This is a genomic window from Streptomyces griseus, assembly GCF_900460065.1.
GTDB lineage: Bacteria > Actinomycetota > Actinomycetes > Streptomycetales > Streptomycetaceae > Streptomyces > Streptomyces griseus.
Genome location: NZ_UAVD01000024.1, coordinates 355,830 through 368,328, shown reverse-complemented (window position 1 = coordinate 368,328; position 12,499 = coordinate 355,830). Strand labels below are relative to the sequence as shown.

At 73.2% G+C, this 12,499-nt stretch carries 11 protein-coding genes and 1 tRNA gene; 3 read left to right on the top strand and 9 right to left on the bottom strand.

Annotated features, from left to right (window positions below; all coding sequences use genetic code 11):
* Positions 1-40: 40 nt before the first annotated feature.
* Together DTB53_RS12120 and DTB53_RS12115 are read left to right on the top strand one after the other, a co-directional pair.
* Complete coding sequence (locus DTB53_RS12120) at positions 41-799, top strand: DeoR/GlpR family DNA-binding transcription regulator (RefSeq protein ID WP_012378302.1); 759 nt, start codon at positions 41-43, stop codon at positions 797-799.
* A gap of 296 nt (positions 800-1,095) precedes the next feature.
* Positions 1,096-1,923 (top strand): alpha/beta fold hydrolase, encoded by an 828-nt coding sequence (locus DTB53_RS12115; RefSeq protein WP_012378303.1) that lies wholly within the window; start codon positions 1,096-1,098, stop codon positions 1,921-1,923.
* Between the two features lie 190 nt (positions 1,924-2,113).
* Here DTB53_RS12115 and DTB53_RS12110 read toward each other — a convergent pair.
* Positions 2,114-2,201 (bottom strand) — tRNA-Leu (locus DTB53_RS12110).
* Positions 2,202-2,364: 163 nt separating this feature from the next.
* On the opposite strand from DTB53_RS12110, the gene DTB53_RS12105 reads away from it, so the two are divergent.
* Complete coding sequence (locus DTB53_RS12105; RefSeq protein WP_012378304.1) at positions 2,365-3,669, top strand: DUF2254 domain-containing protein; 1,305 nt, start codon at positions 2,365-2,367, stop codon at positions 3,667-3,669.
* A 72-nt stretch (positions 3,670-3,741) separates the two neighbouring features.
* On the opposite strand, the gene DTB53_RS12100 is transcribed toward DTB53_RS12105, so the two are convergent.
* The 8 genes from DTB53_RS12100 to DTB53_RS12065 all read right to left on the bottom strand — a co-directional run bounded on the left by DTB53_RS12100 (position 3,742) and on the right by DTB53_RS12065 (position 12,444).
* Positions 3,742-4,824 (bottom strand): sugar phosphate isomerase/epimerase family protein, encoded by a 1,083-nt coding sequence (locus DTB53_RS12100; protein WP_012378305.1) that lies wholly within the window; start codon positions 4,822-4,824, stop codon positions 3,742-3,744.
* Positions 4,825-4,891: 67 nt separating this feature from the next.
* On the bottom strand, positions 4,892-6,298 hold the full coding sequence (locus DTB53_RS12095) for an alkaline phosphatase family protein (protein WP_003964999.1): 1,407 nt from the start codon (positions 6,296-6,298) through the stop codon (positions 4,892-4,894).
* Positions 6,295-7,470: a metabolite traffic protein EboE gene (eboE, locus tag DTB53_RS12090; RefSeq protein WP_003965000.1), complete on the bottom strand. Its 1,176-nt coding sequence runs from the start codon at positions 7,468-7,470 to the stop codon at positions 6,295-6,297. Before eboE ends, DTB53_RS12095 begins: the two co-directional genes overlap by 4 nt.
* A gap of 7 nt (positions 7,471-7,477) precedes the next feature.
* A complete protein-coding gene (locus DTB53_RS12085; RefSeq protein WP_012378306.1) occupies positions 7,478-8,326 on the bottom strand; it encodes a TatD family hydrolase in 849 nt (282 codons plus the stop codon).
* Positions 8,326-9,075, bottom strand: coding sequence for an EboA domain-containing protein (locus DTB53_RS12080; protein WP_012378307.1), 750 nt, complete (start codon positions 9,073-9,075; stop codon positions 8,326-8,328). Before DTB53_RS12080 ends, DTB53_RS12085 begins: the two co-directional genes overlap by 1 nt.
* Positions 9,069-9,941, bottom strand: coding sequence for a sugar phosphate isomerase/epimerase family protein (locus DTB53_RS12075; RefSeq protein ID WP_003965003.1), 873 nt, complete (start codon positions 9,939-9,941; stop codon positions 9,069-9,071). The genes DTB53_RS12080 and DTB53_RS12075 overlap by 7 nt, the downstream gene beginning before the upstream one ends.
* Complete coding sequence (locus tag DTB53_RS12070; RefSeq protein ID WP_012378308.1) at positions 9,938-11,245, bottom strand: SCO3242 family prenyltransferase; 1,308 nt, start codon at positions 11,243-11,245, stop codon at positions 9,938-9,940. The genes DTB53_RS12075 and DTB53_RS12070 overlap by 4 nt, the downstream gene beginning before the upstream one ends.
* The gene (locus DTB53_RS12065; RefSeq protein ID WP_003965005.1) at positions 11,242-12,444 is read right to left on the bottom strand and encodes an inositol-3-phosphate synthase; all 1,203 of its coding nucleotides are present in this window, start codon (positions 12,442-12,444) and stop codon (positions 11,242-11,244) included. Before DTB53_RS12065 ends, DTB53_RS12070 begins: the two co-directional genes overlap by 4 nt.
* Between the last annotated feature and the right edge of the window lie 55 nt (positions 12,445-12,499).

Genomic DNA, 12,499 nt, shown 5'->3' with positions numbered 1-12,499 from the left:
AGATACATGCAACATCGTGCAAGAACAGGAAGGAACGCGCATGCTTGCTGCTGAACGACGCGAGCACCTGCTCGATCTGCTCGGCCGCACGGGAAAGATCGTCGCCAAGGACGTCGCCGCCGAACTGGGCATCTCCGAGGACAGCGTGCGGCGTGACCTGCGCGATCTCGCGACCGAGGGGCTCTGCCAAAGGGTGTACGGCGGTGCGCTGCCCGTGTCTCCCGCGGTGGTGGACTACGACGCGCGCCAGGCCGTGGCCCCGGACGGCAAACGGAAGGTCGCCGCGGTGGCCGCCGCGCTGGTGCGGCCGGGCGGCTCGGTGATCCTCGACGGCGGCACCACCGCCCTCGCCGTGGCGCGGGCGCTCCCGAAGAACCTCGCCTGCACGGTGATCACCCACAGCCCGACGATCGCCACGGCCCTGATCGACCACCCGCGGGCCGACCTGTTCCTCCTCGGAGGCCGCGTCTTCAAGCACTCCGCGGTCACCTGCGGCGCCGCCGCGGTCGAGGCCGCACAGAACATCTCCGCCGACCTGTGCCTGCTCGGCGTCACCGGCGTCCACCCCGAGGCCGGCCTGACCACGGGGGACGTCGAGGAGGCGGCGATGAAGCGTGCCCTGTCCGCACGGGCCGCGGACACCTACGTCCTCGCCTCCTCCGAGAAGATCGGCACGGCCTCGTCGTACCACGTCCTGCCCTGGGCGAAGATCACCGGGCTGATCAGCGACACCGATCCCCATGCCCCGGTCGTCGAGCGACTCAGGGCACTCGGCGTGGACGTCCTCATCGCCGCGTGAGCCGCGGGCCGGCCGGGAAGCCGTCGCGGACGCCCGAGGAGGCGGACAGCCCGCCCGGGTTGCCGAGCCCCGCGCCTACCGCCCCTTCGCAGGGCCCGAGGCGTCGTCTCTCGCGCGCACGGCGGCTGACGTGCGAGGAGCCCCGGAGTGTGGAAGATGGGGTGGGGGAAAGAGAAAGCTCGTTTCCCGCCGCCGCCGAACACGCTCGGTCCCGAGCCTGTCAGCGTCGGGGTACTCCCCCACGCGGACCGACCGTCTTCCGGCCTTCGGCCAACCGCGGAATGGAAGGGATCCATATGCCGGTCATCACCACCCGTGACGGTGTCGACATCTTCTACAAGGACTGGGGCCGGGGACGCCCCGTGGTGTTCATCCACGGCTGGCCGCTCAACGGCGACGCCTGGCAGGACCAGCTGAAGGCCGTGGCGGACGCCGGGTTCCGCGGAATCGCGCACGACCGTCGCGGTCACGGCCGCTCGACCCCGGTGTACGACGGGTACGACTTCGACACCTTCGCCGACGACCTGAACGACCTGATCACCCAGCTCGACCTGCGGGACGTGACCCTGGTGGCGCACTCCATGGGCGGCGGCGAACTGGCCCGCTACATCGGCCGCCACGGAACCGAGCGCGTCAAGTCCGCCGTCCTGCTCTCCGCGGTCCCCCCGCTGATGCTCCAGGGGCCCGACAACCCCGAGGGCGTGCCGCAGTCCGTCTTCGACGGCATCAAGGACGGCATCCTCGCGGAGCGTTCCCAGTTCTGGAAGGACACCGCGGTCGGGTTCTTCGGCGCCAACCGGGACGGCAACAAGGTCACGCAGGGCAACAAGGACGCCTTCTGGTACATGGCCATGGCCCAGACGATCGAGGGCGGCGTCGACTGCGTGGACGCCTTCGCGTCGACGGACTTCCACGACGACCTGAAGAAGTTCGACGTGCCCACCCTGGTGGTGCACGGCGACGACGACCAGGTCGTCCCGATCGACGCCACCGGCCGCAAGTCGGCGAAGCTCATCCCGAACGCCACGCTCAAGGTGTACGAGGGCGGCTCCCACGGCATCGCCCTCGTCCCCGGCGACAAGGAGAAGTTCAACCGGGACCTGCTGGACTTCCTGAAGAACTGACCCGGCGAACGGGCGCGGGGTCCGGGACCGGCCGTCCGCCGATACGCAGACCGACATCGGACGGCGGAGGTGGACGGCGAGGCGTGACCCGTTCTCGCCGACGACGGCACGGCCCCGTCGCACGACGAGGAAAGCCGGTCGGAGCGAAGAAATCTCGCTCCGACCGGCTTTGACCGGGTCGGTTGACCGCTGGTGTCCGAGGGGGGACTTGAACCCCCACGCCCGATAAAGGGCACTAGCACCTCAAGCTAGCGCGTCTGCCATTCCGCCACCCGGACAAGGTGTCTGTCGTTCGCGGTGTGTTCCCCGCGGCGACAGGGAAAACAATACCAGGGGTTCGGCGCGCCCTTCACCCGCATATCCGGTGGTCAGTGCGGTGCGGCGCCCCTGTGGGGCCTCGGCTCCCCGGTCCGCGGAGGTCCCGGGGCTACCTTCACGTCCATGAGTGATCGCGGCTACCGCCGGCCCCGTCCGCTGTCCCCGCTGCGCGAGCACCTGCGCGACACGTTCTGGTTCGCCCCGACCTTGGGGTTCGTCTGCGTGTTCGTGCTGTGGTTGGCCGCCACCGAACTGGACGACGCGATCGTCGCGCTGCTCCGGCGGGAGGAGGCGTACGACGAGCTCGGCGAGCTGATCGCCTTCTCCCAGGACGCGAAGACGATCGTCACCACGATCAGCTCGGCGATGATGACCTTCATCGGTGTCGTCTTCAGCATCTCGCTGGTCGCGGTCCAGATGGCGAGCGGCCAGCTGACACCCCGGGTGGTGCGGATCTTCGTCAGGAGCCGGATCAGCAAACTCACGCTGACGGTGTTCCTGGCGACGTTTCTCTTCTCGTTGCTGGTGCTCTCCTCGTACGAGAGCGAGAGCGATCCGCGCCGGGTGGTCTCGGTCCCGTTGGTGCAGAGTCTGCTGATCCTGGCGATGCTCGGGCTGAGCCTGCTGCTCTTCGTCTGCTACGTGAGCGCGACGCTGCGGCTGATGCAGGTGGGGCCGGTCGTGGACCGGATCGCGCGCGACTCGTTCCGGGTGCTCGGCCGGATGCCGAGGGGGCCGCGGGGCGAGGACGGGCCGGGGCCGGAGACCGCGCGGGTGCTGCACGAGGGGCGGGCCGGGGTGCTGCGGGACGTGAACACGGCGCGGCTGGTCCGGGCCGCGCGGCGGCAGGACGTCGTGCTGCGGCTCATTCCCCGCATCGGGGACTTCGTGGTGCCGGGGACACCGGTGCTCGCCGTCCACGGCGGGGCCGTGCCCCCTCCGCGCCGGCTGCGGTACGCGGTCTCCGTCTCGGTGGAGCGGACCTTGCACCAGGATCTGGCGTTCGGGCTGCGTCAACTGGTGGACATCGCACTGCGGGCCCTGTCGACGTCGGTGAACGATCCGACCACGGCCGTGCAGTGCCTGGACCGGATCGTGCAGTTCCTCGCGGCCGTGGCGCACCTGCCGCTCGGCCCCGTCCACCACCGGGACCGGGCCGGGCGGGTGCGCCTGGTGCAGGACGGTCCCGAGTGGGAGGACCTGGTCGATCTGGCCTTCGAGGAGATCCGGTGGTGTGTCGCGGGCAGTCCCCAGGTGACGCGCCGGCTCATGGCCGGACTGGACGACCTGCTGCCGCTCGTCCCGGAGGGCCGGAAGAAACCGCTGGTCAGGCATCGTGCGCTGCTCGTCCAGACCGTGGAGCTCACGGTGGCGGTGGCTGCCGACCGGGAGTTCGCCCTGCTGCCGGACCGGCAGGGCATCGGGTAGGGCCGGACGGCGGGGAAGGCGGCGCCGCCCGGCCGCGCCGGAGGGGACTCCGGCGCGGCCGTGCCTCGCCCGTCAGTCGCCGCAGCGGCCCTGCCGCAGGGAGTGCAGGTGCTCGCTGGACTTGCGGGCGAAGGCGAGCGAGTCGACCGGGTTGTCGTGCTCGGCCTGCCAGTGGTGGTAGGTCCGGCCGTGGTGGGTGCGCTGGGTGACCTTGGACAGGAACGTCTTGTAGTCGATGTCCCCGTCGCCCACGTCCGACATCCGGTAGCCGTCGCGGGTCGTCTCGTCGCGGACCCCGTCCTTGACGTGGAAGAGGGGGTAGCGGTCGGGGTGCTTGAGGACGTACTTCAGCGGGTCGAGCGGGGCCGGGGTGCCGTCGGCGCGCTTGCTGAACCGGAACTGGGCGCAGTACGCCCAGTAGATGTCCAGCTCCAGGTAGACGAGGTCCGGGTCGGTCTCGGCGAGCAGGACGTCGTAGAGGCGGACGTTCGGCCTGTCGGTCGCGAAGGAGAACTCCTCGGCGTGGTTGTGCTGGTAGAACTTCATGCCCCGCTTGCGGGCGGCGGCGCCGTACGTGTTGAAGTCGTCGGCGGCGCGCTTCCAGCCGTCCACCGTGGAGCCGTAGCGGAACGGTCCTGAGGCCGTGCCGATGTGCTTGAGGCCGAGCGCCTGGGCGTCGTCGAGGACCTTCTCCAGGTTCTGGGCGAAGGTGTACGCGCCGGGGTTGTTGTCGTCGTAGTAGCCGACGTGGCTGCCGATCGGGTTGAGGCCGTGGTCCCGGGCCAGCCGCTTGAGCCGGTCCAGGGTGATGGGGCCGGCCGAGCCCTGGGTGTAGCCCGCCAGTTCGATCTCGTCGTAGCCGTACTTCTCCAGTTCGGCGAAGACCGGCGCGAACCCGAGCGTGGAGATCTGGTCGCGGAGGCTGTAGAGCTGGATGCCGAGACGGCCGGGCGGCAGGACGGGCTTGCCCTTGCCGTGCCCGTGCCCGTGGTGGTGACCGTGACCGTTGCCGTGGCCGTGGTCCCGGCCCCGGTCGGCCGCCTGGGCGCTCGCCGTGCCGATGATGGTGGCGGCGGTGGCTCCGGCGGCGACACCGAGGACGTTGCGGCGGCTCAGTCTGCGGGCGAGTTCGGTGTCCTTGGAGGTGCGGCTCATGTTCGGGTGTCTCCCTTGCTGACCTGACGGGGTGAGTGGTGCGGTGCCGGGCGCCTGACGGGGAAGGTCAGTGCAGTCCGGCGAGCTGGAGGAGCAGGGACTTCACTTCGGTGGCCCTGACCCGGTCGGGGAACGCGTGGGGGGTGGAGCAGAGGATGAGCGGACCTTCGTCGTCGCTCTCGGGGAGGCGGCCGTGGCTGCCGCGAATGGGTGCGGGGTCCAGGGGGACGACCGCCATGCGGTAGCGCATGCCGAGCTTCTTGCGGGCGACCGCCGAGACCGCCTTGACCCGGACGTAGGGGTCCTGGGGATCCATGAAGAGTTCGACCGGGTCGTAGCCGGGCTTGCGGTGGATCTCGACGAGCTGGGCGAAGTCGGGGGCGCGGGCGTCGTCGAGCCAGTAGTAGTACGTGAACCACGCGTCCTTCTCCGCGACGGCGACCAGTTCGCCGGAGCGGGGGTGGTCCAGGTGGTGCGCCTTCTTGCCCTCGTCGTCGAGGAGCTGCTCGATGCCGGGCAGCTCCGCGAGGGCGGCCCGGGTCGCCTCCAGGTCCTCGGGCCGGCGCACGTAGACGTGGGCGAGTTGGTGGTCGGCGACGGCGAAGGCCCGGGAGGCCATCGGGTCCAGGTACTCCATGCCGTCCTGGGTGTGGACCTCGAGGAGGCCCGCCCGGCGCAGGGCGCGGTTGATGTCGATCGGGCGGTCGACGCGGGTGATGCCGTACTCGGAGAGGGCGACGACGGTGCGCCCCTCGGCACGCGCGTCGGCCAGGAGGGGGGCGATGGCCCGGTCGAGGTCGGCGGCGGCCCGGTGGGACCGGGGGTCGTCGGGGCCGTAGCGCTGGAGGTCGTAGTCGAGGTGGGGCAGGTAGCAGAGGGCGAGGTCGGGGGTGCGGGTGGCGATGATGTGGCGGGTGGCGTCGATGATCCACCGGGAGGAGACGAGGTCGGCGCCGGGGCCCCAGAAGTGGAAGAGGGGGAACGTGCCGAGTTTGTCGGTCAGTTCGTCGTGCAGGGCGGGGGGCCTGGTGTAGCAGTCGGGTTCCTTGCGGCCGTCGGCGTAGTAGACGGGGCGCGGGGTGACCGTCCAGTCGGTGTCGGCGCCCATCGCGTACCACCAGCAGATGTTGGCGACGGTGTATCCGGGGTGGGCGCGCCGGGCCGCGTCCCACAGTTTGTCGCCCTCGACGAGCCCGTTGTGCTGGCGCCAGAGCAGGACGTCACCGAGCTCGCGGAAGTACCAGCCGTTGGCGACGATGCCGTGTTCGGCGGGCATCGTGCCGGTGAGGAACGTCGACTGGGCGGCGCAGGTGACGGCCGGCAGGACGGTGGAGAGCGGTGCCCGCGCGCCCTGTTCCCCCAGGGCCCGGAGGTTCGGCATGTGGGCCAGCAGCCGCGGGGTGAGGCCGACGACGTCGAGCACCAGGAGGGGGGTCGGGCCGGGAGTCGGGCCGGTGGCGGCTTCGTCGGTCATGGCAGTTCCTTGAGGCCGAGGTCGACCAGGAGGTCGCGGGCGAGGGTGAGTTCGGCGGCGATGCCGTCGGCGAGCTGGGTGCGGGTGCGGGGGCGGAGTTCGGCGGGCAGCGCCTGCCAGGTGTACGTCTCCACCTCCAGGTGCCGGGTCAGGGGCGCGGGTCCGCCGACGAGCCGGGTGAGTGTGTCGCGGAGCACGGGCAGCGTCGAGGTCAGCGGGGGCGCCGGGGGTGCGTGGAGCGGTACGTGGAAGTGGGCGCGCCAGGGGGTGCTGTCCGGGAGCGCCCGGCCGGTGACGGCTTCGTCCAGGTCGTCGGTGCCGCGCAGTCCGGCGGCGGTGCTCGTGCGGGTCTGGTGCAGGAAGCGTGGTTCGGCGAACGCGGCGAGCGCGGCGCGGACCTCGGGCAGGTGGGGGTCCTGGGCGTGCAGGGCGGCGGAGAGCTGCGACTTGACGACGCGGACGCCGGCGGCGGCCAGGGCGTCGAGTGCGGTGCCGGGGTCCTCGAACGAGGTGGCGAGGTGGCAGGTGTCGACGCAGATCCCGATCCGGTCGTGGCCCACGTCGGTGAGCGGGGCGATGGCGTCGGCGGTCGTCTCGACCGTGCAGCCCGGTTCCGGTTCGAGGCCGATGCGGATGGACTTGCCGGTCATCTCGGCCAGGGCGTCGAGGCGCTGGGCGAGGGTGGTGAGGGCGGCGCGTGCGGTGCGGGCCGCTTCGGGGTCGCCGTCATAGGGGGTGCGCCAGGCGAGGGGCAGGGTGGAGATGGTGCCTTCGGTGGCGTCGTCGGGGAGGAGGGCGGCCAGGAGGCGGGCGAGGTCGGTGGTGTGGGCGAGGCGGTCGGGTTCGGTCCAGTCGGGCCGGTAGACCCGGTACTTGACCTCGTCGGCGCCGAATCCCTCGTAGGGGAAGCCGTTGAGGGTGACCACTTCGAGGCCGCGGCCGTCGAGTTCGGCGCGCAGTGCGCGGAGTTCGGCGGGGTCGTTGATCAGGGTGCGGGCCGCGTCCCTCGCGAGCCAGAGGCCGATGCCGAGCCGGTCCCGGCCGAGTCGGCGGCGGACGGGTTCGCAGTGGTCGCGGAGCTGGGCGCGGACCCCGTCGAGGGTTTCGGCGGGGTGGACGTTGGTGCAGTAGGCGAGGTGGACCGTGGAGCCGTCCGGGTGGCGGAAGCGCATGCCCGCCTCACTCCCCGCCGCGCAGGATGGAGTTGCCCTCGTGGAGTGGATCGGGGGCCGCGACGTCCAGCTGGAGGCGGCCGCTCTGGCCGTAGAAGGCGACCGGGTTGCGCCACAGCACCTGGTCGACGTCGTCCTCGGTGAAGCCGGCCTTCAGCATGGCGTCGGCGACCTTGCGGGTCTTGAGGGGGTCGCTCCTTCCCCAGTCGGCGGCCGAGTTGACGATCATCTTCTCGGTGCCGTGGTTCTGGAGGATGGCGACCATCCGGTCCTCGTCCATCTTGGTGTCCGGGTAGATGGAGAACCCGGCCCAGCAGCCGCTGTCGGCGGCGGCCTCGACGGTCGTCTCGTTGAGGTGGTCGAGCAGGACGAACTCCGGGGGGAGGTTCGATTCGCGGACGACGTCGATAGTGCGGTGGAGACCGGCGAGCTTGTCGCGGTGCGGGGTGTGGACGAGGGCGGGCAGTTGGTGGTCCGCGGCGAGCTGGAGCTGGGCGGCCAGCGCGTGGTCCTCGGCCGGGGTCATGGAGTCGTAGCCGATCTCGCCGACGGCGACGACCCCGTCCTTCTCCAGGTAGCGGGGCAGCGCGTCCAGGACGGGGGTGCAGCGGGGGTCGTTCGCCTCCTTGGGGTTGAGGGCGAGCGTGCAGTGGTGCGCGATGCCGTACTGGGAGGCGCGGAAGGGCTCCCAGCCGAGGAGCGCGTCGAAGTAGTCGAAGAAGCTGGCCGGCGAGGTGCGGGGCTGGCCGAGCCAGAAGGAGGGTTCGACGAGCGCGCGGACGCCCGCCTCGTACATCGCCCGGTAGTCGTCGGTGGTGCGGGAGGTCATGTGGATGTGGGGGTCGAAGATGCGCATCAGGACTCCTCCGTGGGGGCGGGGGCTGCGGGAGCTGGGGTCGGCGTGGCCCGGTGGGCGTCCGCGCCGGCCGGGGCGGTGCGGGCAACGCCGCCAGGTGCCGCGCCGGGCGTCGTGGGCCCGGTCGGGGTCCGTCGGGCATGCCCCAGGACCGTGCGCAGGTCTTCGGGGACGGTGCGGCCGGCCGCGGTGCGTTCGGCGGCGAAGTCGCCGAGCATGCGGGCGAGTTCGGCATCTCCCCGAGCCCGTTCGCCGAGCCGGGCGATGGCCGCGACCGGCACCTCGGTGAACAGGCACTTCAGTACGGCGTGGCGCCAGGCGTGCGGGTCCAGGTGGTCGGCGGCATAGGGGCCGACGGCCGCGGCGACCAGCCGCGTGTCGTTGGCGCGCAGGGCGTCCTCGACGAGCGGGAGCGCGGTGGGGCCGAGGTCGAGGCGGTGCAGGGTGAGCAGGACGGCACGGCGTTCGGCGGCGGTGCCCTGTTCGTAGAGCCGGGTGACGGAGGGCAGGGTGGCGCGTGCCGCGACGAGCAGGAGGGAGCGTACGGAGTCGGCGTGCTCCGGTCCGCAGCGGCGGCCGGCGGCGGCGTAGCGCAGCTCCCACGGCGGGGAGGCGTAGGGGCTCGCCCCCGGGCGGGGGGCGTCGTGGGCGGCCTCGGCGTCGTGGGCGGCCTCGGCCAGGGCCTCGTCGAGCCAGGCCCGGGCGGCTCCGCCGAGTTCGGCGTCGAGTTCCTCGCGGGACTTCAGCACGGGGCGGCTCCCCGGGGCGCGGTACCGCGCGTCATGGCGTCGTGGAGGAAGTCGATCGAGGTGCGGGCCAGCTCGGGTCCCGCGTGGGAGTGGCGGGGCAGTTCGACGACGGTGAGGCCCCGGTAGTCGGACGCGGCCAGGGCGGCGAGCACGGGCGGGAAGTCGATCTCCCCCTCGCCGAACGGGAGGTGCTCGTGGACGCCGCGCCGCATGTCCTCGATCTGGACATGGCGGAGCCAGGGGGCGGACTGCCTGACGCACTCCAGGGGTGTCGCCTCCTCCAGGCACTGGCAGTGGCCGATGTCGAGGGTGAGGCCGAGCGGTCCCGGATCGCCGAGGAGAGCGCGCAGGTGGTGGAAGTCGGCGAGGGTGGCGAGGAGGTGGCCCGGTTCCGGCTCGACGGCGAGGGGGACGCCGGACCGGTCGGCTGCTTCGAGGACGGGAGCGATCGCTTCGGTGAGCCGCTTCCACGCGGTGTCCGGCGAGGTGCCGGGCGGGGTGACGCCGCTGAAGCAGTGGACGGCGTGCGCGCCGAGCTCGGCGGCCACGTCGACGGCGCGGACCAGCAGGGCGGTGCGGGCGGCGCGGGCGTCGGGGTCCGGGTCGAGGAGGGAGGGGCCGTGTTTGCGGCGCGGGTCGAGGACGTAGCGGGCGCCGGTCTCCACGGTGACCCGGAGTCCGAGGGAGGTGAGCCGGCGGCGGACCTGGCGGGTGCGTTCGGCGAGGTCCGGTGCCATGGGGTCCAGGTGCATGTGGTCGAGGGTCAGGCCGACGCCCTCGTAGCCGAGGTCGGCCAGCAGCCCGAGGGCGTCGTCGAGGCGGAGGTCGGTGAGCCCGTTGGTGCCGTATCCGAGGTGGAGGGTCATGTGGGGCTCACCTTCCGGGAGAGGACGCGGGCGAGGGGGACGAGGCCCATGACGGCGACCCCGGTGACGGGGGCCCCGGCGCGTGCGGCGAGCGCGGCCTGCAGCGGGATCATGGCCCGGATGCCTCCGCCGACCGCGCGCTGGGTCAGGGGCGGGGAGGGGTTGAGGGCGGCGTGCAGGAGGGGCGGTCCCGCGGTACGGAGGTAGGCGGCGGTGAACGCGACGGCCAGGAGCCGGACGGGGTCGGCGACGTTTCCGAGCGGCCCCGCGTCGAGACGCCGCGCGACGGCGGCGTGGGCGCGGACGTGGGCGTGGGCGTGGGCGTCGGCCCCCGTCGCACCGGGCCGCCCGGGGGTCCGTTCCCGGGACTCCCGCAGCACCGCTGCCGCGAGTGCCGTCGTCGTGGCCAGCACCGCGAGCGGGGCGCCGGTGGAACCGCCCTGGGCCTCGTGGCGCGATACGGCGGTGACGCCGTAGGTGTGGGCCCCGAGCATCAGGGCGGCGGGCAGCGCGGGCGCGCATGCGGTCGCGGCCCCGGCAACGTTGTCGGGCCGGCCTCTCCGAGCCGGTGCGCCGGGCCCTGCCGGGGGCGTGGAGGCCGTCGCCGTGGCCGTCGCGCCGAGCAGCAGGTCCAGCGAGCGGGCCGCCGCCATGGCCGCCGGGCCCGCCTTCGTGTGCTTCAGGTGGAGGTCGTAGGCCCAGACCGTGGCGGCCAGGCCGGTGGCGACGGTCAGTGCGGGGCGTCCCGCCCGGGCCGCCAGGGCGAGGCCGGCCGCGGTCAGGATCCCGGCCGCGCCCAGGGCCGCCGCCGGGCTGACCCGCCCCGAGGGGATCGGGCGGTGCGGGCGGTCGACGGCGTCCTCCTCGCGGTCGGCCCAGTCGTTGAGGGCCATCCCCGCCTCGTACAGGCACAAGGACGCGCCCATCGCCAGGGCGGTGCCCCGGCCGGGCCCGCGGCCCGCCGCCGCCGCGCCCGCCAGCGCGTCCCCGGGCACGGAGAAGAGGGCGGAGACCCGGAGCAGTTCGGCCCAGGCCCGCAGACGTGCTCGGGGCGCGCCCCGGCCCGCGCGGCGTCCCGCGGGCGCCGGGCCCGGTCCGAAGCCCGCGGCCCGTTCTCCGTTCCGGTCCGCGGGGTGCGGTCCGGGCCTGTCCGGTGCGGGCGCAGTCCCACCCGCACCGGACAGGCTGTCATCGGTCACGGCGGTCGGCGCCACACCGTGGGCGAAGCCGTTGCGCCGCCCGTCCGGGAGCACCGGCAGGGCCGCCGCGAGGAGGGCCGTCAGGGCGCTTCGTCGCCACCTCACGCCCGCTCCCGCAGCCGCTCGGCGAACGTGAGCAACGCGGCGTACTGCTCGGCGAGCGCCGCCGAGGTGCCGCCGTCGGGGTCCTTGAAGTAGAAGCCCAGCTCCGGCAGGGGACCGCTGATCCCCTTCTCGTGGGCCCGGGCGAGCAGCCGTGCCAGGTCCAGGACCAGTGGGGCCGCGAGGGCCGAGTCGCAGCCCTGCCAGATCGTCTGGAGGATCATGCGGGAGCCGAGGAAGCCGTCGAAGGCGATGTGGTCCCAGGCGGTCTTCCAGTCGCCCATGGCGGGCACGTCGTCGATGTGCACCTCGCCCTCGGGGGCGGTGCCGAAGGTGTCGGCGAGGACGCGTTCCTTGCCGGCGTTCTTGGCCGCGGCGGCCGCAGGATCGGCCAGCGCCGCTCCGTCGCCGCCGCCCAGCAGGTTCGACCCGGACCACGCCCGTACGGCGAGGGCCCGCTGGAGGAACATCGGGGCGAGTACGGAACGGAGCAGCGTCTGGCCGGTCTTGCCGTCGCGTCCGGCGTGGGGAAGTCCGCTGGCGGCGACGGTGTCGGTGAGCGCGGGGGTGCGCAGTCCGGTGGACGGGGTGAAGTTGGCGTAGGAGCAGCCGGCCCGCAGGGCGGCGGCCGCGTAGAGCGAGCTGGCGGGCAGCCGGGGGTCTCCGGGGACGGGCGCGGGTTCGGTGGAGGCGACGTTGATGACGACGGTGCGGGCCAGGTCGTGCCGGTGGGCGAAGTCGGTGAGGTCGGCGGCGAACGCGGCGATGAGTTCCTGGTCGGTGCGGGTGTCGCCGGGGAGCGGTCCGCCGGGGCGGATCTCCGCGTCGGCGGCGCCGAGTTCGGCGCGTACGGCGGAGGGCAGTCCGTGCGGCAGGACGCCGCCGTCGGCGAGGGCCTCGGCCCGTTTGGCGAGCGGGCAGTCGAGGGTGTCGTGTCCGCCGAAGACCAGGTCGGTCAGGGCGGGCAGGCCGCTGCCGGTGAAGGGGGGCGTCTCGGTGACCATGCCGGTCGGCGGGTGCAGGCCCGCGGCGATGGCGGCGCAGCCCGCGGTGGCGGTGGTCGCCACGGAGCCGCGTGCTCCGATGAACCAGACGCCGGTGCGGCCCGGGGCTCCGTCGGGGGCGGTGGCCTCCGAGGGGCTGGGGGCGTCGGTGCGGCCTGGGGCGTCGGTGCGGCCTTGACGATCGGCGCGTGCGGTCACGGGCTGCCTCCCTGGGGGGATGTCGGGGGTGGGGGACGACGGGCGGGGGGCGGTG

Coding starts and splice junctions, on each gene's coding strand:
- DTB53_RS12120 (WP_012378302.1), top strand. CDS start 41: ATGCTTGCTGCTGAACGACGCGAGCACCTGCTCGATCTGCTCGGCCGC.
- DTB53_RS12115 (WP_012378303.1), top strand. CDS start 1,096: ATGCCGGTCATCACCACCCGTGACGGTGTCGACATCTTCTACAAGGAC.
- DTB53_RS12105 (WP_012378304.1), top strand. CDS start 2,365: ATGAGTGATCGCGGCTACCGCCGGCCCCGTCCGCTGTCCCCGCTGCGC.
- DTB53_RS12100 (WP_012378305.1), bottom strand. CDS start 4,824: ATGAGCCGCACCTCCAAGGACACCGAACTCGCCCGCAGACTGAGCCGC.
- DTB53_RS12095 (WP_003964999.1), bottom strand. CDS start 6,298: ATGACCGACGAAGCCGCCACCGGCCCGACTCCCGGCCCGACCCCCCTC.
- eboE (WP_003965000.1), bottom strand. CDS start 7,470: ATGCGCTTCCGCCACCCGGACGGCTCCACGGTCCACCTCGCCTACTGC.
- DTB53_RS12085 (WP_012378306.1), bottom strand. CDS start 8,326: ATGCGCATCTTCGACCCCCACATCCACATGACCTCCCGCACCACCGAC.
- DTB53_RS12075 (WP_003965003.1), bottom strand. CDS start 9,941: ATGACCCTCCACCTCGGATACGGCACCAACGGGCTCACCGACCTCCGC.